This is a genomic window from Meridianimaribacter flavus, from assembly GCF_004366715.1.
In the GTDB taxonomy this organism is placed as follows: domain Bacteria; phylum Bacteroidota; class Bacteroidia; order Flavobacteriales; family Flavobacteriaceae; genus Gaetbulibacter_B; species Gaetbulibacter_B jejuensis.
Genome location: NZ_SOQZ01000002.1, coordinates 298,299 through 316,630, shown reverse-complemented (window position 1 = coordinate 316,630; position 18,332 = coordinate 298,299). Strand labels below are relative to the sequence as shown.

Genomic DNA, 18,332 nt, shown 5'->3' with positions numbered 1-18,332 from the left:
CGACTACGTCCGAATCCACTCGGAATCGCTAACTTCAGTGCTTAACCGATAATTATTAACTTTTAATCCGTAACTGACGATTATACGAGACCGTTAAGATATAGGTCAAAAAAAAATCTACTAGCAACTAGTAGATTTTTTTTGTGTTTTAAAACGACGCTTCATTAAAAATAATGAGAGGTACTTTAGCATGGTGACTTATAGATTTACTCTGGCTTTTATTAAATAGCTTTTCAAAGAAATTGTGTTTTTTAGCAATGACACACATCATGTCTAATTGTCTGCTTTCACTAAAAATACGAGTTCCTTTTGCTACTGAGACATCAGTTAATTGATAAAAATGAGTTGGTACTGGTTTTAAAAACGCAATAAGTTTCTCTTTACTAGATGCTTTTTCAGGTGTTAATGCTTTATCTTTTAAAATATGAACCACAGATACTTGTGCTTCAAAATGTTCAGCTAGCGCTTTTAATAAGCTTAAACCATTGGTATAAGAATTTATAGAGTAGTCTACAGCAAAACCAATTTCGTTAATGTCATTAAATACAACGTTAGAAGGTACTGCAATTATTGGGCAAGTGAGTTTACCAATTAAACCAGCAGTGTTGCTACCCAACGTTACTTCTTTTAAGCCACTAGCACCTTTGGTTCCTAAAATTACAGCATCAATACTGTGTTCTTTTACTTTTGCCTTTACAGCACTTGTAAAATAGTCGTTAATTATAGAGGTTTTAAACGTGTGGTTTTCGTTTTTAGGTAAGGCATCTATCTGTTTTTTTAAGCGGTTTAGTTCAGAGATAGCTTCGTTTTTCATAGACTCCATAATTATAGAGTTGGCACGCTTAGAGGTAACTGCTGTTGATGGAGCAGCAACTTGTGGCTCGTACGAATGCATTAAGTAAAATGTGCATTCAGCATCTTTAAGCAGCTCTAAAGCGTATGAAATCGCTTTCCATGAATTGTCAGAAAAATCGGTAGGTAATAGTATATTCTTCATTTTTTTGCTTTGAAATAATTACACTATAAAATTAAAGGTTTTTTGGCAAACAGTATATGATAAATATCAGTAGTTTTTATCTGTTTTACCAGACTTTAACCATTCTTCTCTTAAATCGTCACTAAGTTTTCCTGTACCATCGTGTTTCCAACCTGGTGGCTTGGTAAGATAATGCCAACGGTCTTTCAACGATTTTTTTCCTGAAAACGCATCTTTAAGCATATTGTACCATTCAACAAAAGCAATCTTTACAGGATTGTATGTGTTAATATTAGTTACCAAACCATAACGTACTTTTTCCTCGCTAAGTTCGGGTTGAAATGTGCCGAACATCTTATCCCAAATAATAAGGATGCCTGCGTGATTTCTATCTAAATAAATAGGGTTACTACCATGATGTACTCTGTGATGCGAAGGTGTGTTCATAACAGCTTCAAACCACTTTGGCATTTTATGGATAGCTTCGGTATGAATCCAAAATTGGTACAATAAGCTAATAGACATTTGCAATAAAATCATAGCAGGATGAAAGCCCAAAAGCGGTAACCACAACCAAAAAATAAACGAGTAAAAGCCACCAGACCACGTTTGTCTTAATGCTGTACTTAAATTGTAATGTTGCGACGAATGATGCACCACATGAGATGCCCAAAACAAACGACACTCATGCGAAATACGATGAAACCAGTAGTAAGAGAAATCATCAGCAAAGAAAATTAAAATAAAACTCCACCAAGCCACAGGAATGGTAAAGAGCCTAAAGTTTTCATAAATTACTACAAAAGCTCCAAGCACAATAGCTTTACTAAAAAAGCCTAAAAACACATTGCCCAAACCCATAGCAATAGAGGCAAAGGCATCTTTAGGTTCGTAACCTTTAGTTTCTTTAAATTTTTCGCGTGTGGTAACATATAATTCCAGTGCCATTGATAAGATGAAAAAAGGAATGGCAAAGTGGATGATATTTGGAAATTCAGGCATTAAGTAAGATATTTGTGTTTCTAAATTTAATACTTTTTTTATTATCCTAAATCAGGATTAAAACAATCCAAAAATATAAATGCTATGACCAAAACAGCGCGTGTTTTATTATTATTTTCCATTTTAACAGTATCATTTACGCAATCCACTAAAGCCCAAAACCCAGACCAAATGGGAGCGTGGTACATGTATTTTTTTGATACTCAGTTTAAAGAGAGCAAATTTGGGTTGCAAGGTGATGTACAGTACAGAAATTGGAACATCATGGGAGATTTAGAGCAGTTACTTATACGTTCTGGTGTAACGTACAGACCAAAAAATACGTCAGTAAAATTAACCTTAGGATATGCGCATATTACATCTGGAGCCTTAGGTGAAAGCGATGATACTTCGGTTGAAAGTAGAATTTACCAAGAAGCACTTTTACCACAAAAAATAGGAGGACGTGTGTATTTAACGCATCGTTTTAGATATGAGCAACGTTTTGTTGAAGACCAAGATTTTAGAACGCGTTATCGTTATAACCTATTTATGAATATTCCGTTTAATAAAAAAACGTTCGAGAAAAATACCATTTATGCAGCGTTATACAACGAATTATTTATCAACGGACAACAAGATATAGGTGATGATAGAACGGTTGAGTTTTTTGATAGAAACCGTACGTATTTAGGATTGGGTTATGTGTTGAACTCAAAAATTAAGTTTCAATTGGGTTGGATGAACCAAAAAACCAATGCACAAGGAAAAGGGCAACTACAAGTGAGTATGCACCATAAATTTTAATGTATTTCATCATGTTGATTACCCAATGAAAGCCACATACCACAAGTACATTCTTAATTTTAAACAACCTAGCGGAACATCTAGAGGGATTCTTAAAACCAAAGAAACTTGGTTTATTAGTATAGAAGCCAATGGACAACAAGGTATTGGCGAATGTGGGATTTTACGTGGTTTAAGTGCAGACGATAGGCCAGATTACGAAGAAAAACTAAAATGGACTTGCAATAACATTCATTTAGGTTTAGAGGAGCTGTATAGTGAGCTTGTTGAATTTCCTAGTATTCAATTTGGGTTAGAAATGGCTTTTAAATCTCTTGAAAGCGCATCATCCTTTCAATTATTTCCTTCAGAATTTACTAACGGAACAGACGCTATTTCGATTAATGGATTGATATGGATGGGAACCGAAGCTTTTATGAAGCAACAGATAAAAGAGAAAATTGAAGCTGGTTTTTCATGTATTAAAATGAAAATTGGCGCTATCGATTTTCAAACAGAATACAATCTGCTTAAATCTATAAGAAAAGAGTTTTCAAAAAGCGATATCGAGCTTAGGGTTGATGCCAATGGTGCGTTTTCGGTTGATGATGCTCTAGATAAATTAAACTATTTAAGCGAGCTCGATTTACATTCTATTGAGCAACCTATTAAGCAAGGGAATTGGTATGAAATGGCGAGTTTGTGTGAAGATACACCATTGCCAATTGCTTTAGATGAAGAACTTATAGGTGTTTTTGAAGCCTCTGAAAAGCAAAAACTATTACAAATCATTAATCCGCAATACATTATTTTAAAACCAAGTTTTATAGGTGGTTTTAAAGGAAGCAATACATGGATTGACTTAGCTGAAGAGCGAAGTATAGGTTGGTGGATTACCAGCGCATTAGAGAGTAATGTTGGTTTAAATGCCATCGCACAATGGACGTATACTTTACAAAATACAATGCCACAAGGCTTAGGCACAGGCAGTTTGTTTACTAATAATTTTGATAGTCCGTTATTGGTAAAAAATGGTAAATTGCACTTCAATAAAAATTTAGATTGGAACTTTAACTTACTTATATGATGAATTATATACAACAAGCGTTTAAAGGAAGCATTGGTTTTTGGAAATACATATTGATTCCTTTAGGTTTTTTTGGACTAATGGTACTTCAATATATTGCCATTAAAGTTCTTAATTTAGATATGGACGCTATTATTCAAAGTGAAGTAGAAAAAAAAGGAGAAAACAGGTTTTTAATTGAGACATTGTTGCCTCTTGCAATAGGTCTTTTTATATTATTAGCTTGGGTTAAATATATACATAAACAATCTATTACTTCTTTAACGACTTCTCGCCCAAAAGTAGATTGGAAGCGTATTTGGTTTTCCTTTTTTCTTTGGGGAACCATTACTACTGTAATTACTTTACTTGGCTATTTTTTAGCTCCTGATGATTATGTGCTAAATTTCAATCTAGTTCCATTTTTGATTTTAGCTGTTATTGCAATTTTATTAGTGCCATTGCAAACCAGTTTTGAAGAGTATTTATTCAGAGGCTATTTAATGCAAGGAATAGGAGCTTTTACTAAGTCTAGAGCAATACCTTTATTTTTCACATCTATAATGTTTGGATTAATGCATATAGCTAACCCAGAAGTAGAAAAGGTTGGTCCTACAATTATGATTTACTATATAGGAACTGGTTTCTTTTTGGGAATTATGACGTTAATGGATGAAGGGTTGGAGTTAGCTTTAGGGTTTCATGCGGCAAATAACCTATTTGGTGCATTGTTAATTACAGCGGACTGGACAGTTTTTCAAACACCATCTATATTTAAGAGTGTAGCAGATCCTCAAGACTCTGGACTAATAGATTTTATTATACCTGTGTTTGTGATGTTTCCAATACTGTTATTTATCTTTTCTAAAAAGTACAAATGGACGAATTGGAAAGATAAATTATTTGGTACTGTACAAGAACCACCAAAAGAAGATTATAAAATATTAGAATAAAAAAAGCGACCGTTTGGTCGCTTTTTTGTTGTCTTGTTTTTGCTTTCTATTCTATTCTATTGGTTTAAATAGAATAGCTGCTTTGTTAAAATCTGACGCTGCATTAATTACATTTCTGAATTCTTCGTAACGGTCTAAATCATATTCTAACGTCTTATAAAACTCTTGAATGGTAATTACTAATGTATTGCCATCTAATTTATAACCAGATTCAAACTTACATACTTTGTTACCCTTACTGTCTTTGTAGCTTTCGTCAATATTTAAACTGCTTAAACCTTCAACAGTATATCCTTCAGGAATATTAACTGTAATAGTGTAGTTGTATTCATTAGGATAAGTCATTTCAATTGGGTTAACTCTTTCGGTTTCCTGGTACAGTTCGCTTTGTGTACCAATAATTAATCCAGCTTGAAAAATATAACTGTCACCAGCATCTTCAATTAAGGATTCTGAAGACACCTTAGATTCAACTATAAAAGGTAGGTTATATTCTGTTTGGTTAATTTCCCCATTTTTAGTTTCAAAACTTAAGCTTTCTTTGTCTTCAATACCAGAAGCTGTAAGATAGTCTTTAAACTCTTTTACACCTTGTTCTGACGATAAGTTAAGAACAGCTCTGTTAGTAACAGACCAATGTCCTGTGAACTCTTGGTGCATGTCGATAATAGTGCTTTCAAAATCTTCGGTAAACGTAATGTCTGTAATACGATTCACTTGACTATAATCAGGATCTGCCTGAGAGATTTTAGAGAAATAGTGGCTAAAATCGCTCTTAATAAACAATCCGTAGTTGCCTAAAATATTGAAAGGTGCTTCACCAACTCTGTATTCAATTCTGTCTGGAGCGATGTATTTTTTCTCAGTAGGTAAGTAGATTAAGAAATCTCTAAGCATATTAGGAATAAAGAAGTCTGGATCAAACTTATACTGAAATCTATTAGCAGTAATAACAACTTCGTATTCAATATCTAAAGCTTTTAAAAAGTTTGCATATACTTTTATGATACCAAAATCACTTGCTGAACGGTTTTTAAGAATATAGTCTAAATCAGACAGCTCGTCATTGTTGTTTTTGATAACATTAAAGTTACTTTTAATAAAATTATCTACTCTAGACGCTTTTTCAAATACCGAAAGGTCAGTTTTTCCTTCGATTATGGTAGCTAAATCTGCATCAATTTTACTGGTAGCAGTTTCAGGGAAAAATCTTCCGCCAACATTATTGGAAACGTTAGTCCAAAACATGTCTTGGGTAATGTCTTGACCTTGCGGAAAACATTGATATACTACTGTAATTTTATTGGCATCTGGTGTAGCATATTCTTCTTCAACCATTGCAGGAATGTTTTTTAAAGTCAACGATTTGGCATTGTCACCATCAATTGTAACGTCTTTAAATGTAGAGTCAGTTCTATATGCTTTAACATTGGAATTGAGTTTTCCTGTGATAAAAATAAACTGTGCTTCGTTGATTTTGTAGTTACTCTGCATAGTTTCTGAACCATACATGTCAAACTCTTTTTCAACTGTGTAAAGCACTTCTATTTCTGAACCTTTTTCAACACCTTCAATAGCAAAAATCTTGAAGTCTCCATATTCGTCAACATTTTTAACCTCTTTAATATTGTCTTGGTTAAGCACAGTAACTTTTCCTTTGGCGTTAATGGTTCTTGCTTTTATGTCTACAACCTTTTTTACTTCGTACATTGGGATGTAAACTGTGTTGTGTCTTGCAATACCTTTATCGTCGTTTACTCGTGTAATGGTGTGTTCGGTCTCATAGCGTTTGGGCTCAGGAGACATCATACTAGACGCGTATTCAACAATATGCTTTTTTAAAATACCTATTGAGGATTCTTTTTCATCTTCAGCAGATAGTTTATGAAGTTTAGGCTTTTCGGTCCAATCGTAGGTTCTAAAATGTTGGGAAAAACTACTACTTGTACTTACAAATAGTAATACAATCAATGCTTTTTTTATCATTATATCTTTTCTATTATTATACTTTTTTTGTAGGCTTTTATAAGGCTTTTGATAAAGCTGTTCCAAGTTTCAAAATCTTTGTTTTGAATGCTTAGTGTTTTTACATAAATAGATTTGTTTTGAGTAATGGTATCTCCATCTACAGCGTAAGAAATGCTGTAACCATACTCTGGGTTATCAAACGTAAGGTCTTTAGGAACATAGTTTACTTTATAGCCTTCAGGAACTTTAAACGTTGTTGTGAAGTTTTTTATAAACTCGTGGTCAATTTTCTTGCTGTATTTTCGGTCTTCTAAATCAATACTACTGTTTGATAACGATCTGTCTATGTTTAGGTTAATATACGTTTTATTGCCAATAGTTTTAGCATAACTATCAATACTAAGGTCATAACCTAATTGTAATGGAGTGCTTTTGTTATCAAAATTCTCTAGAGTAATGTTGGAGTAGTTGGTCTTGTTGTTTCCAAGAGATAACGTAGTATTTAGGAATTCCTCTTCGGTTTTATCATCTTTTTTATAGGTGTAATCTGAAATGAAATTCACTTTTTCATAACCTTTAAGCGCTCTTTTTTCAGAGACTTTTACAATACCATCTTCTAATGAAAAATGACTGGTAATGGTAGATGTGTTTTTATCTGCATTTTGAACAGGTACTTTGATAACTTTGAAATTATCAGCATCAATACCTAAAAGCGCTTCTTTGGTTTGTGTAAACTCACTAGGCATTCCAAAAGGCACATAACTATCAGTCGCATCTAAAAATATAGTGTCGTTTTCTACCATAGCAGTTGTAATCATGTGGTTGTCTACCATTGGAGTAGGTACTTCAAAATAAGAATAGTGTCTGTCTCTAGTTCCAATCCAAGTTCTGTAAGATTCAATACCTACATGATTAAGCATTTCGTAGAGCAAGTTTGCCATATCTTTACAATCGCCATAACGCTTGTCGCAAACACTTGCAGCACCACGAGGAATAAATCCTCCAAGACCATCTTCAAAAGCAACATAAGTAATATTGTCTTGTACCCAATTAAAAATGGTTTCGGCTTTTTCTCTATCAGTAGTAAGGTCTTTTGTGATGTCTTCAGCAATAGCATATACTTTTTGTAAAGAAGACGTATCTATTTGATCAACCAAAGAGCTGTACCATTTGTATAAATCATTTACATCGTTTAATACATTGTGGACTTTACCGTCTTCTTCATAGTTTTTGATGTAAACGATAATGTGTGGTAAATAATATAAAATAGCTTCACTGTCTTCTTCACCTTGGTAGCCTTTAATATTATCTACAGTCCAAGTGTAAGTGTAACCGTTTTTGGTGTCTTCTTTTTTGAAGTCTAGATTTATGTTTTCGGTATTAAAATCGATGTACCCAATATTTACATTTTTAGGAAACTCAATAGAGAGTTGCGCACTTTTAGTAGGCACATAAGTTCCAAATCTGAATAGTCCTAAAAAATGAGGGTCTTTAATAATTTCTTTATAGCTTAAATTGGTAATTGCACCTTTAGTAACAGCAGGAAAAATAAAGTTTTTAGACTCTTGGTCACTGTAAAACACACCATTGTCAAAAGCACGTTTGGTTTCGATATAATCTACCTTTACTTTTTTATCTTGACTAGGAATGTAGGTGTAAGCATCAATATCTTCTATTGAAGTAAAGCTGTCAAAGTGCATAGATTCGTTAGCAAAATAAAGTTTGTTGGAAGTTAAAAATTCAGCTTGTTCTGATATGTTTTTGGCAATATCAAACTTGTGATTTTTTAAACCAATTTTTATGTGTTCGTGACGTTTTAAATAAATATAATCCTCGTTCGAAAAATCTTGGGCAAATAGAAAAAGAGGACATAACAATAGGATTAACAGGGACTTCTTCATAATTCGTGCTTTATTGTCAAATATATATTTTTTTAATTTTAAATTTTTAGTACAATTCGTTAAAAATACTATAATTTTAACACATCTAATATCATACCAAAAATGATTCCTACTTTTGACAAGATACATTTAAAATTTAAGCTTAATAACACTAGTTATAACCATGAGGAGCTTAAAGAAGTCTCGTATAGTTTAATAAAAGAAGGTGAAGCTTATGAAAAAATTATAGGCAATTTTCTTTTAGATTGGTTAGACGAAAAGGATTTTCTGTATGTGAAAACCTCAGGTTCTACAGGTAACCCTAAGCTTATAAAAGTAAGCAAGCAAGCTATGGTAAATTCTGCAATAGCAACAGGGAATAGGTTTAAGCTATCTCCAGGAGATACAGCATTACATTGTTTGCCTACAAACTTTATTGCAGGTAAGATGATGCTAGTGAGAGCAATGATTTTAGGTTTAGAGCTAGATATTGTTGAACCAAGTACACTACCAGCTTATGACGATGAAAAGCCATATAAATTTTGTGCTATGGTACCAATGCAAGTACAAAAATCATTGAAAAGATTACAAAATATAAATACATTAATTGTTGGAGGAGCTGCAGTTTCAAAATCATTATTAAAAGATATTGAGCCATTAAAAACAAAAGTATTTGCTACTTATGGTATGGCAGAAACCTTAAGCCATATCGCTATAAAACCATTAAATAATTACAAAGGAGAAGCGCATTTTAAACTATTAAAAGACGTTAAAATATCACAAGACGATAGAGACTGTTTAGTGGTTGAAGCGCCAAAGCTTACAGACAAAACTATTGTAACCAACGATATTGTAAAATTATATTCTAAAACAGAATTTGAGGTTATAGGTCGTTATGATAATATGATTAACTCAGGTGGTGTTAAATTATTTCCTGAGCAAATTGAAGCAAAGCTAGATGGAAAAATAAGCCAACGTTTTTTTGTGGCTTCTCAACCAGATGACACTTTGGGAGAACGTGTGGTATTGGTTTTAGAAGGACAATCAACTGAATTAGATACAGCTATTTTTTCTGATTTAGAAAAATACGAGGTGCCAAAACAAATACTTTCTGTAGAACAATTTGCAGAGACATCATCGAAAAAAATCCAGAGGGCTAAAACTATTGAACAAATAAAATAAAAGCGACCAAATCGGTCGCTTTTTTCTATTTATTATACTTAAACCTGCAACACACCCAAATTAAAAGGTTTTTCAATAGGAGCGTGGTTAGCGGCTTCAATACCCATACTAATCCAGGTTCTGGTGTCTAAAGGATCAATAACCGCATCGGTCCATAATCTTGCAGCAGCATAGTAAGGCGATACTTGGTTGTCGTAACGCGCTTTTATTTTGTTGTAAAGTTCGTCTTCTTTCTCTTTGGTGAATTTTTCTCCTTGTTTCTCTAATGAGGCTTTTTCTATTTGTAATAATACTTTAGCAGCACTATTTCCACTCATTACAGCCAGTTCAGCACTTGGCCATGCAAAAATAAGTCTTGGGTCGTAAGCCTTACCACACATAGCATAATTACCAGCACCATAACTATTACCAACTACAACGGTAAATTTTGGCACCACACTATTACTCACAGCGTTTACCATTTTAGCGCCATCTTTTATGATCCCAGAATGTTCACTCTTACTACCTACCATAAAACCAGTAACATCCTGTAAAAATACTAACGGAATCTTCTTCTGGTTACAATTCGCAATAAAGCGCGTGGCTTTATCGGCAGAATCATTGTAAATCACACCACCAAATTGCATTTCGGCTGGTTTGGTTTTAGATCCAGTAGTTTTTACAATATGACGCTGATTTGCAACAATACCAACAGCCCAACCATCAATTCTGGCATAACATGTAATAATGGTTTGTCCGTAACCAGCTTTATATTCTTCAAATTCACTATTATCTACAAGACGTTTTATAACCTCATACATATCGTATTGATCGGCACGACTTTTTGGTAAAATACCATAAATATCTTGAGGATTTTCTTTAGGTTTTTTAGCCGTAGTACGATTAAAACCAGCCTTGTCAAAATCACCTATTTTATCAACAATATTTTTTATTTTATCCAATGCATCTTTATCATCTTTAGCCTTGTAGTCCGTAACACCGCTAATTTCACTATGAGTTGTTGCGCCACCAAGCGTTTCGTTGTCAATACTTTCGCCAATAGCAGCTTTTACCAAATAACTACCAGCAAGAAAGATACTTCCAGTTTTATCCACAATAAGCGCTTCGTCACTCATAATAGGTAAGTAAGCACCACCAGCAACACAGCTACCCATTACAGCAGCAATTTGTGTAATGCCCATACTACTCATTACAGCATTGTTTCTAAAAATACGACCAAAATGCTCCTTATCAGGGAAAATCTCGTCTTGCATTGGCAAATACACACCAGCCGAATCCACAAGGTAAATAATTGGTAATTTGTTTTCAATGGCAAGCTCTTGTGCACGCAAATTCTTTTTCCCAGTTATAGGAAACCACGCACCAGCTTTCACAGTCGCATCATTAGCCACTACAATACATTGTTTCCCTTTTATGTAGCCAATTTTCACTACAACACCGCCAGACGGACAACCACCATGTTCTTTATACATGTCATCACCTGCAAAAGCACCAATTTCAATACTTTTGGCTTTATCATCAAGCAAATAATCAATACGTTCTCTAGCAGTCATTTTTCCTTTAGCGTTATGTTTTTCAATACGCTTTTCGCCACCGCCAAGTTTTACTTTTGCAAGTCGTTTCTTAAGTTCAGAAACCAATAATTTATTATGATCTTCGTTTTTGTTGAAGTTTAAATCCATCAGATGTTATATAGTTAATTAGGGCGTTACCACGCAAAAGCGTGGTCGGGTTTTTCGCTATATCTCCCTAAAAATAGGGAGGATGCCGCTGCAACCCCTAACGCAAGTTGTTAATGCAGGCTAAAAATACAAAACTTAACCTTGCTACGAAAACGTTGTAATGTAAAAGCTATGTTAAAAATATCACCATGTAAATAGTTTCCTTGGAAAGTAAAATATTTTATCATATATTTGCCATGGAAAATAAAAACAATCACACATGAAACATATTATAGCATTTGCAGGAAGTAACAGCACAACATCAATCAACAAACAATTGGCGACATACGCTTCAGGGTTAGTAGAAAGAGCCAAAGCAGAAGTATTAGACTTAAATGATTTTGATGTACCGCTATTTAGTACAGATTTAGAAAAAAGCATGGGCGGACAACCAGAAAACGCTCACAAGCTATTCAATAAAATAAAGGAAGCTGATGGTATGGTTATTTCATTAGCAGAACACAATGGCGCTTATGCTTCAGTTTTTAAAAACCTATTTGATTGGATATCACGTATAGAAGCCAAAACATTTTTAGGAAAACCTATGTTGCTTATGGCAACATCACCAGGAGCAAGAGGCGGAAAATCGGTATTAACCATTGCTGAAGACCGTTTTCCAAGACATGAAGCAGATATTGTAGGCGTGTTTTCTTTACCACAATTCGGAAATAATTTTTCTGATGGTAAGATTACTAATAAGGAATTAAATGACCAATTATTAGTTGAAGTAGATAAATTTCAAAACGCAATATAGTTATGAACATCCAGCAAGAAGACGATACTAAAAAAGGTGCTTTTTACATAGAGCAAGATGCGAAACGAATAGCTGAAATGACTTACGTTTATGCAGGAGAACAAAAAATTATTATTGATCATACAGAAGTAGATGCAAGTCTAAAAGGTCAAGGCGTTGGTTACAAACTAGTAGAAGAAGCTGTAGCATTTGCAAGAGAAAAAGCGTTAAAAATTTTACCACTTTGTCCGTTTGCAGCAGCAGTTTTTAAAAAGAAAGCGGATGGATATAAAGATGTAAAAGCCTAAAAACTATGGGAGATATTTCAAAAGACGTTAATTCTTCGTTTAAGGATAACCGCACAAAAGCGCTGATTAATATTTTGTACACAGCTAATTGGATTACTGGAAAACAAAATACATTTTTCGCAAAATTTGGGCTGTCACCACAACAATACAATATTTTACGCATTTTACGTGGTGCAGATAAACCATTGACGATGCAAGATGTAAAATCAAGAATGATAGACAGAGCGCCAAATGCCACACGATTGGCAGACAAGCTTTGTGCAAAACAACTCATTGAGCGTATCCCATCTGAAACAGATAGACGTGTGGTACAAGTTGCCATCACTAGCGAAGGATTAAAACTTTTAGAAGATATATCAGACAATTTTAATGACGATTGGTTAAAAAATATCACAGAAAAAGAAGCATCACAATTAAGTGATTTATTAGATAAATTAAGATAAAAGGGGAAACCCAGAAAGGATAATAAAATGAAAACAGTAGTTCACAAAGCAGGAACAAGAGGATTTGCAAATCACGGATGGTTACAAGCCAATCATTCGTTTAGCTTTGCAGGCTGGTTTAATCCAGAGCGCATTCATTTTGGAGCGTTACGCGTATTAAATGATGATGTTATTGCACCAAAAATGGGTTTTGGAACACATCCACACGATAATATGGAAATTATCACCATTCCTTTAAGTGGAGAGCTTAAACATCGCGATTCTATGCATAACGAATGGCAATCTGTATTACCAGGTGAAGTGCAAGTAATGAGTGCAGGAACTGGTGTGCAACATTCTGAAATTAATGGTTCTGAAGATTCGCATTTAAGTTTGTTTCAAATATGGGTAATACCTAACAAACAAGGTGTTTCACCACGTTATGACCAAAAAACATTTAGTGATTCCGATAGGAAAAATAAACTACAAACTTTGGTAACATCTATTGATGATAATCATGAAGGAAGTTTAAAAATTCATCAAGATGCTAAACTATCTCGCATTGATTTAAGTCAAGGTGAAACGTTTACCTATAACCTAAAAAGTAGTAACCATGGTGTTTACGTAATGACTATTTATGGAGACATTATTATAGGTGATCAAAACCTTGAAACAAGAGACGCTATAGGTGTTTCAGAAACTGAAAGCTTTTCAATAGAAACAAAACAAGATTCTGAATTGTTGTTTATTGAAGTTCCTATGATGACTTTGTAAAACAGGTAACAATTATCATATAAAAAGCACTTATGAAAATGAGTGCTTTTTTACTTTTTTGGCTTGTCTATTTTTTAAAGTAAATATTACTAAAGCAATAAAAATACCACAACCAGCCATAGCAGCACCAACCCAATCAGCAGCTGTATAACCATAACCCATAGCAATAGGAAGTCCTGCAAAATAAGCACCTGATGCATTACCAACATTAAAAGCACTTTGATTTAACGAAGAACCTAATGTTTCAGAGCCTTTAGCCGATTTTATAATAAGCATTTGTATAGGTGTTGATATAGAGAAAGAAACAATACCTATTATAAAAGTCATCACTAATACAAGTACTTTATCTGATGCTAAAAATGTATTTAGAGAAAGGCATAAAACCATCATACACAGCACAATTGTTACGGTGTTTAATGGAGAGAACTTTTCAGTAAGTTTTGCGCCTAAAAAATTACCAATTACCATTCCTAATCCAGCTAAAATCATGGCATAAGACACAACACTTTCAGGATGTCCTGCAACATCAGTAATCAATGGTGCTATATAACTATACCATGCAAAAAATCCACCTGTACCAATGGTTGTTAGTAGTATTATCAGCCATAACTCCAAACGTTTAAAAACCTTAAATTCACTTAAAAAATTTGTATTGTTTGATTGTCTTATTTTTGGCATCCAAAACTTTACGCCAAGAACAGCTAGAACACCAACAAATCCAACCATTAAAAATGAAATACTCCAACTAAAGTTTTTACCTAAATAGGTTCCTAAAGGCACGCCCAAAAGGTTTGCAACAGTTAATCCGCTAAACATAATAGCAATTCCTTGTGCTTCTTTACCTTCTTTAGATAGTTTTCCTGCAACTACAGCACCAATACCAAAGAAAGCACCATGTGGTAAGCCAGATAAAAAGCGTAAAATCATAAATGAATTGTAGCCAGTAGCAAAAGCAGAAAGTGTATTAAAAACTGTAAACCAAAGCATAAGTATTAATAACACTTTATTTGCAGGCCATTTACTTCCTAAACCTGTAAGAATAGGAGCACCAATTACAACACCTAAAGCGTAGGCAGAAATAAAATGTCCAGCATCAGGAATACTAATACTAAAAGCATTTGCAACATCAGGTAAAATACCCATAATAACAAACTCTGTGAGTCCTATTCCAAATCCTCCAATAGCTAATGATAGTAAGGCTTTATTCATATTTTTATACGTAGATTTTTCAAAAAGAAATAAACAACAAAATTAGTTCTATTATTAAGTAATCGACGTATAAAAAATGATAAGAAAAAGTTAATTAAGAAATTAAGAAAAAAGGGTTGTTAGAATTAAGAATTTCAAAATTTATTGTGATATATACAGCGTATTTGTGAGGCTAAATTTACAGCTTGAAAAAGGTGTTTTCTTAAAGAAAAATTAAAAGCACCTTACTTTGGTTGAATTTTGTTAGTTAAAACACGATATTTGTATTTGCTAACTAAAAATAAAGATTAAGAAATGGCAATGAATAAAAATACAGTGTTGGCTTGGGCCACATGGATTATGATTTTTGTAGGATTAGGTTTAATAGGACTAGGAGCTTTTCGCTATGACGATGTTGCAGGTTGGGGATTTGCTGCTGTTGGTTTTGGCTTTTTCTGTATTGCTTGGGTGTTTAATGCATTAAAAGGAAGAGTATAATTATGAGCGACGATAAAAAAGTAATTTTTTCAATGTCTGGTGTAACCAAGACATTTCAATCGGCTAATACGCCAGTACTTAAAAATATTTATTTAAGCTTCTTTTACGGAGCTAAAATTGGTATTTTAGGTCTTAACGGTTCAGGTAAATCTACATTATTAAAGATTATTGCAGGTGTAGATAAAAACTATCAAGGCGATGTGGTTTTTTCACCTGGATATTCTGTTGGTTATCTAGAACAAGAACCACAACTAGATGATGAAAAAACAGTGATGGAAGTAGTGCGTGAAGGCGCTGCTGAAACTGTAGCTATTCTAGATGAATACAACAAAATAAACGATATGTTTGGTTTGGAAGAAGTGTATAGCAATCCTGAAAAAATGGAAAAGCTTATGAACCGTCAAGCCGAATTACAAGATCAAATAGATGCTTCCAATGCTTGGGAATTAGATACCAAATTAGAAATTGCCATGGATGCATTACGTACTCCTGATGGCGATAAAAAAATAGGTGTACTTTCTGGTGGTGAGCGTCGTCGTGTAGCCTTATGTCGTTTATTACTACAAGAACCAGACGTATTACTTCTTGATGAGCCTACCAACCACTTGGATGCAGAATCGGTACATTGGTTGGAGCATCATTTAGCACAGTACAAAGGAACAGTTATCGCTGTAACGCACGATAGATATTTCTTGGATAACGTTGCAGGTTGGATTTTAGAGCTGGATAGAGGTGAAGGTATTCCTTGGAAAGGGAATTACTCTTCATGGTTAGACCAAAAGTCTAAACGTATGGCTCAAGAAGGAAAAGCAGCTTCAAAACGTCAAAAGACATTAGAACGCGAGTTAGAATGGGTACGTCAAGGAGCAAAAGGACGTCAAACCAAGCAAAAAGCGCGTTTAAAGAACTACGATAAATTAATGAGTCAAGACCAAAAGCAACTTGACGAAAAGCTTGAAATTTACATACCAAATGGACCGCGTTTAGGAACCAATGTTATTGAAGCAAAAGGTGTAAGTAAAGGTTATGGCGATAAGTTATTGTATGAAGACTTAAACTTCAACCTACCTCAAGCTGGAATTGTTGGTGTTATTGGACCAAATGGTGCAGGTAAAACCACAATTTTCAGAATGATAATGGGCGAAGAAACACCTGACAAAGGAGAGTTTGTAGTAGGTGATACTTCAAAAATTGCTTATGTAGACCAAAGTCATTCTAATATAGATCCAGAAAAAACCATTTGGCAAAACTTTAGTGATGAGCAAGAATTGGTAATGATGGGAGGAAAGCAAGTCAATTCTCGTGCGTATTTAAGTCGTTTTAATTTCTCTGGAAGTGAACAAAACAAAAAAGTAAAATTACTATCAGGAGGAGAGCGTAACCGTTTGCATTTAGCAATGACACTAAAAGAAGAAGGAAACGTACTACTTTTAGATGAGCCTACAAACGACCTTGATGTAAATACGTTACGTGCGCTAGAAGAAGGTTTAGAAAACTTTGCTGGTTGTGCTGTGGTTATTTCTCACGACCGTTGGTTTTTAGATCGTATTTGTACGCACATATTAGCTTTTGAAGGCGATAGCCAAGTCTATTTCTTTGAAGGTAGTTTTAGTGATTATGAAGAGAACAAGAAAAAACGTTTGGGTGGTGACTTAATGCCGAAACGAATTAAGTATAAAAAATTAGTTAGATAGATAAAAAAAGCCTGCAAAATGCAGGCTTTTTTATTTAAGTGATTTTAATTTATTCATACAAATGGCCATTTGTAAAATCTTTATAGCTCTCCTCAACGTCATTTTTTAAAGATTCCATTTCAGTAAGCTTCTTATTTTCAGCCTTTAACTTTCTCATTTTTATTACTGCAACCACAATAAAAAACATAAATACTGCTGCTGTAATAATGAGTACAACCGTAAGCTGAGTAGTGCTTACAAGTAACTTTGAAATTGAATATAAAGCATTCATAATTAGGTTGATAGTTGGGGTTAATCAAGCCAAATATACAATTTTAATTAAAACCGTAACTATTTCATTATAAATTTGTTAATAAAAAATGGAGTAATCACTATTTGTACCAATCTAATTGAACGACTTCAATAGCATCATTTTTATCATTCACAATGGCTTTAAATTTTTCTACATCGCTAAGTCCACCTTGTCCTCTGTAATGGTATGGATATACTTGCTTTGGTTTAAAATCCAGAACAGCACTTGCAGCACTTTCAACAGTCATGGTGTATGGTAAGTTCATGCATACAAATGCCATATCTATATCTTTTAAGTTGCGCATTTCAGGAATGTCTTCAGTATCACCTGAAATATAAATTCGTTTTCCTCCCATAGTTAAAATGTAACCATTACCACGTCCCTTTTCATGGAATTTTAAAGCCTCTTCTCTTAAGTTGTACATTGGTACAGCTTCAATATTAATTTCAACACCATCAAAAGTGTAGTCTCTATTTTGCGAATTATTAAGAACCAATGTACGATCTCTTAGCGGTTTTGGTAGCAATTCAGCTACAGCACTAGGAGCTATAATCTTAACAGCATTTCCTAATATTCCTGACAAGGTTTCTTCATTAAAATGATCACCATGAATGTCAGTAACCAAAATAATACTAGGTGGTTTTTGTTCAGTAAATTTTTCTGCTCCTCCAACAGGATCAACATACACAACAACATTTTTATACTCCAAGACCATAGTAGCGTGTTCAATAGGAATAATTTTTATTTCAGAAGAAGTATCGGAAGTTGTTGTTTCAACATCAACATTGTTTTCAATAATTGTCTCAGTGGTTGCTGATTCTTTTTTATCTGTGTTACAGCTTATAAAACACAATGCTAAAATAGCGGTAATAAAAATTGAATTTCTCATAATAGAAGTGTTTGAGTACTA

General features: G+C 33.8%; 18 protein-coding genes. 10 read left to right on the top strand and 8 right to left on the bottom strand.

What is annotated here, in order from left to right; all coding sequences use genetic code 11:
- Positions 1 to 148: 148 nt before the first annotated feature.
- On the bottom strand, positions 149 to 997 hold the full coding sequence (locus A8975_RS06225) for a universal stress protein (RefSeq protein WP_131506927.1): 849 nt from the start codon (positions 995 to 997) through the stop codon (positions 149 to 151).
- Between the two features lie 66 nt (positions 998 to 1,063).
- Positions 1,064 to 1,978, bottom strand: a complete 915-nt coding sequence (locus tag A8975_RS06220) for a sterol desaturase family protein (protein WP_134199125.1) — start codon at positions 1,976 to 1,978, stop codon at positions 1,064 to 1,066.
- A gap of 84 nt (positions 1,979 to 2,062) precedes the next feature.
- On the opposite strand from A8975_RS06220, the gene A8975_RS06215 reads away from it, so the two are divergent.
- From A8975_RS06215 to A8975_RS06205, 3 genes are read left to right on the top strand one after another with little or no spacing between them, the layout of a single operon-like run.
- Positions 2,063 to 2,764 carry a DUF2490 domain-containing protein gene (locus tag A8975_RS06215; protein WP_129760230.1) on the top strand — a complete coding sequence of 234 codons (702 nt, stop codon included), beginning with the start codon at positions 2,063 to 2,065 and terminating at the stop codon, positions 2,762 to 2,764.
- Between the two features lie 25 nt (positions 2,765 to 2,789).
- On the top strand, positions 2,790 to 3,830 hold the full coding sequence (locus tag A8975_RS06210; protein ID WP_134199122.1) for an o-succinylbenzoate synthase: 1,041 nt from the start codon (positions 2,790 to 2,792) through the stop codon (positions 3,828 to 3,830).
- Positions 3,830 to 4,762, top strand: coding sequence for a CPBP family intramembrane glutamic endopeptidase (locus tag A8975_RS06205; protein ID WP_134199389.1), 933 nt, complete (start codon positions 3,830 to 3,832; stop codon positions 4,760 to 4,762). The genes A8975_RS06210 and A8975_RS06205 overlap by 1 nt, the downstream gene beginning before the upstream one ends.
- Before the next feature lie 51 nt (positions 4,763 to 4,813).
- Here the strand turns inward: A8975_RS06205 and A8975_RS06200 are convergent, their stop codons facing one another.
- Both A8975_RS06200 and A8975_RS06195 read right to left on the bottom strand, forming a co-directional pair.
- Complete coding sequence (locus A8975_RS06200) at positions 4,814 to 6,748, bottom strand: DUF3857 domain-containing protein (RefSeq protein WP_134199120.1); 1,935 nt, start codon at positions 6,746 to 6,748, stop codon at positions 4,814 to 4,816.
- A complete protein-coding gene (locus tag A8975_RS06195) occupies positions 6,748 to 8,631 on the bottom strand; it encodes a DUF3857 domain-containing protein (RefSeq protein ID WP_166667450.1) in 1,884 nt (627 codons plus the stop codon). Before A8975_RS06195 ends, A8975_RS06200 begins: the two co-directional genes overlap by 1 nt.
- Positions 8,632 to 8,733: 102 nt before the next feature.
- Here A8975_RS06195 and A8975_RS06190 point away from each other — a divergent pair, with 102 nt between their 5' ends.
- The gene (locus A8975_RS06190; protein ID WP_134199115.1) at positions 8,734 to 9,792 is read left to right on the top strand and encodes an AMP-binding protein; all 1,059 of its coding nucleotides are present in this window, start codon (positions 8,734 to 8,736) and stop codon (positions 9,790 to 9,792) included.
- 38 nt (positions 9,793 to 9,830) lie between these two features.
- Here A8975_RS06190 and A8975_RS06185 read toward each other — a convergent pair whose 3' ends face one another.
- The gene (locus tag A8975_RS06185) at positions 9,831 to 11,474 is read right to left on the bottom strand and encodes an acyl-CoA carboxylase subunit beta (protein WP_134199113.1); all 1,644 of its coding nucleotides are present in this window, start codon (positions 11,472 to 11,474) and stop codon (positions 9,831 to 9,833) included.
- Positions 11,475 to 11,733: 259 nt separating this feature from the next.
- Here A8975_RS06185 and A8975_RS06180 point away from each other — a divergent pair, with 259 nt between their 5' ends.
- The 4 genes from A8975_RS06180 to A8975_RS06165 are packed head-to-tail and all read left to right on the top strand — an operon-like array spanning position 11,734 to position 13,750.
- Positions 11,734 to 12,267 carry an NADPH-dependent FMN reductase gene (locus tag A8975_RS06180; protein WP_134199111.1) on the top strand — a complete coding sequence of 178 codons (534 nt, stop codon included), beginning with the start codon at positions 11,734 to 11,736 and terminating at the stop codon, positions 12,265 to 12,267.
- 2 nt (positions 12,268 to 12,269) lie between these two features.
- Positions 12,270 to 12,554, top strand: a complete 285-nt coding sequence (locus A8975_RS06175; RefSeq protein ID WP_134199109.1) for a GNAT family N-acetyltransferase — start codon at positions 12,270 to 12,272, stop codon at positions 12,552 to 12,554.
- Between the two features lie 5 nt (positions 12,555 to 12,559).
- On the top strand, positions 12,560 to 12,997 hold the full coding sequence (locus A8975_RS06170) for a MarR family winged helix-turn-helix transcriptional regulator (RefSeq protein ID WP_129760218.1): 438 nt from the start codon (positions 12,560 to 12,562) through the stop codon (positions 12,995 to 12,997).
- A gap of 27 nt (positions 12,998 to 13,024) precedes the next feature.
- Positions 13,025 to 13,750 carry a pirin family protein gene (locus tag A8975_RS06165; protein ID WP_134199107.1) on the top strand — a complete coding sequence of 242 codons (726 nt, stop codon included), beginning with the start codon at positions 13,025 to 13,027 and terminating at the stop codon, positions 13,748 to 13,750.
- Positions 13,751 to 13,780: 30 nt separating this feature from the next.
- Here the strand turns inward: A8975_RS06165 and A8975_RS06160 are convergent, their stop codons facing one another.
- Positions 13,781 to 14,959 carry an MFS transporter gene (locus tag A8975_RS06160; protein WP_131506905.1) on the bottom strand — a complete coding sequence of 393 codons (1,179 nt, stop codon included), beginning with the start codon at positions 14,957 to 14,959 and terminating at the stop codon, positions 13,781 to 13,783.
- Between the two features lie 294 nt (positions 14,960 to 15,253).
- Between A8975_RS06160 and A8975_RS06155 the strand changes: the two genes are divergently transcribed.
- On the top strand, positions 15,254 to 15,436 hold the full coding sequence (locus A8975_RS06155; protein ID WP_103052245.1) for a CAL67264 family membrane protein: 183 nt from the start codon (positions 15,254 to 15,256) through the stop codon (positions 15,434 to 15,436).
- A 2-nt stretch (positions 15,437 to 15,438) separates the two neighbouring features.
- Complete coding sequence (ettA, locus tag A8975_RS06150) at positions 15,439 to 17,130, top strand: energy-dependent translational throttle protein EttA (RefSeq protein WP_129760209.1); 1,692 nt, start codon at positions 15,439 to 15,441, stop codon at positions 17,128 to 17,130.
- A 49-nt stretch (positions 17,131 to 17,179) separates the two neighbouring features.
- Here ettA and A8975_RS06145 read toward each other — a convergent pair whose 3' ends face one another.
- Positions 17,180 to 17,401, bottom strand: coding sequence for a hypothetical protein (locus tag A8975_RS06145; RefSeq protein WP_131506901.1), 222 nt, complete (start codon positions 17,399 to 17,401; stop codon positions 17,180 to 17,182).
- Positions 17,402 to 17,501: 100 nt separating this feature from the next.
- Positions 17,502 to 18,311: an MBL fold metallo-hydrolase gene (locus A8975_RS06140; protein WP_131506899.1), complete on the bottom strand. Its 810-nt coding sequence runs from the start codon at positions 18,309 to 18,311 to the stop codon at positions 17,502 to 17,504.
- Positions 18,312 to 18,332 lie beyond the last annotated feature (21 nt).

Coding starts and splice junctions, on each gene's coding strand:
- A8975_RS06165 (WP_134199107.1), top strand. CDS start 13,025: ATGAAAACAGTAGTTCACAAAGCAGGAACAAGAGGATTTGCAAATCAC.
- A8975_RS06140 (WP_131506899.1), bottom strand. CDS start 18,311: ATGAGAAATTCAATTTTTATTACCGCTATTTTAGCATTGTGTTTTATA.
- ettA (WP_129760209.1), top strand. CDS start 15,439: ATGAGCGACGATAAAAAAGTAATTTTTTCAATGTCTGGTGTAACCAAG.
- A8975_RS06210 (WP_134199122.1), top strand. CDS start 2,790: ATGAAAGCCACATACCACAAGTACATTCTTAATTTTAAACAACCTAGC.
- A8975_RS06215 (WP_129760230.1), top strand. CDS start 2,063: ATGACCAAAACAGCGCGTGTTTTATTATTATTTTCCATTTTAACAGTA.
- A8975_RS06175 (WP_134199109.1), top strand. CDS start 12,270: ATGAACATCCAGCAAGAAGACGATACTAAAAAAGGTGCTTTTTACATA.
- A8975_RS06170 (WP_129760218.1), top strand. CDS start 12,560: ATGGGAGATATTTCAAAAGACGTTAATTCTTCGTTTAAGGATAACCGC.
- A8975_RS06200 (WP_134199120.1), bottom strand. CDS start 6,748: ATGATAAAAAAAGCATTGATTGTATTACTATTTGTAAGTACAAGTAGT.
- A8975_RS06180 (WP_134199111.1), top strand. CDS start 11,734: ATGAAACATATTATAGCATTTGCAGGAAGTAACAGCACAACATCAATC.
- A8975_RS06225 (WP_131506927.1), bottom strand. CDS start 997: ATGAAGAATATACTATTACCTACCGATTTTTCTGACAATTCATGGAAA.
- A8975_RS06205 (WP_134199389.1), top strand. CDS start 3,830: ATGAATTATATACAACAAGCGTTTAAAGGAAGCATTGGTTTTTGGAAA.
- A8975_RS06195 (WP_166667450.1), bottom strand. CDS start 8,631: ATGAAGAAGTCCCTGTTAATCCTATTGTTATGTCCTCTTTTTCTATTT.
- A8975_RS06220 (WP_134199125.1), bottom strand. CDS start 1,978: ATGCCTGAATTTCCAAATATCATCCACTTTGCCATTCCTTTTTTCATC.
- A8975_RS06145 (WP_131506901.1), bottom strand. CDS start 17,401: ATGAATGCTTTATATTCAATTTCAAAGTTACTTGTAAGCACTACTCAG.
- A8975_RS06155 (WP_103052245.1), top strand. CDS start 15,254: ATGGCAATGAATAAAAATACAGTGTTGGCTTGGGCCACATGGATTATG.
- A8975_RS06190 (WP_134199115.1), top strand. CDS start 8,734: ATGATTCCTACTTTTGACAAGATACATTTAAAATTTAAGCTTAATAAC.
- A8975_RS06160 (WP_131506905.1), bottom strand. CDS start 14,959: ATGAATAAAGCCTTACTATCATTAGCTATTGGAGGATTTGGAATAGGA.
- A8975_RS06185 (WP_134199113.1), bottom strand. CDS start 11,474: ATGGATTTAAACTTCAACAAAAACGAAGATCATAATAAATTATTGGTT.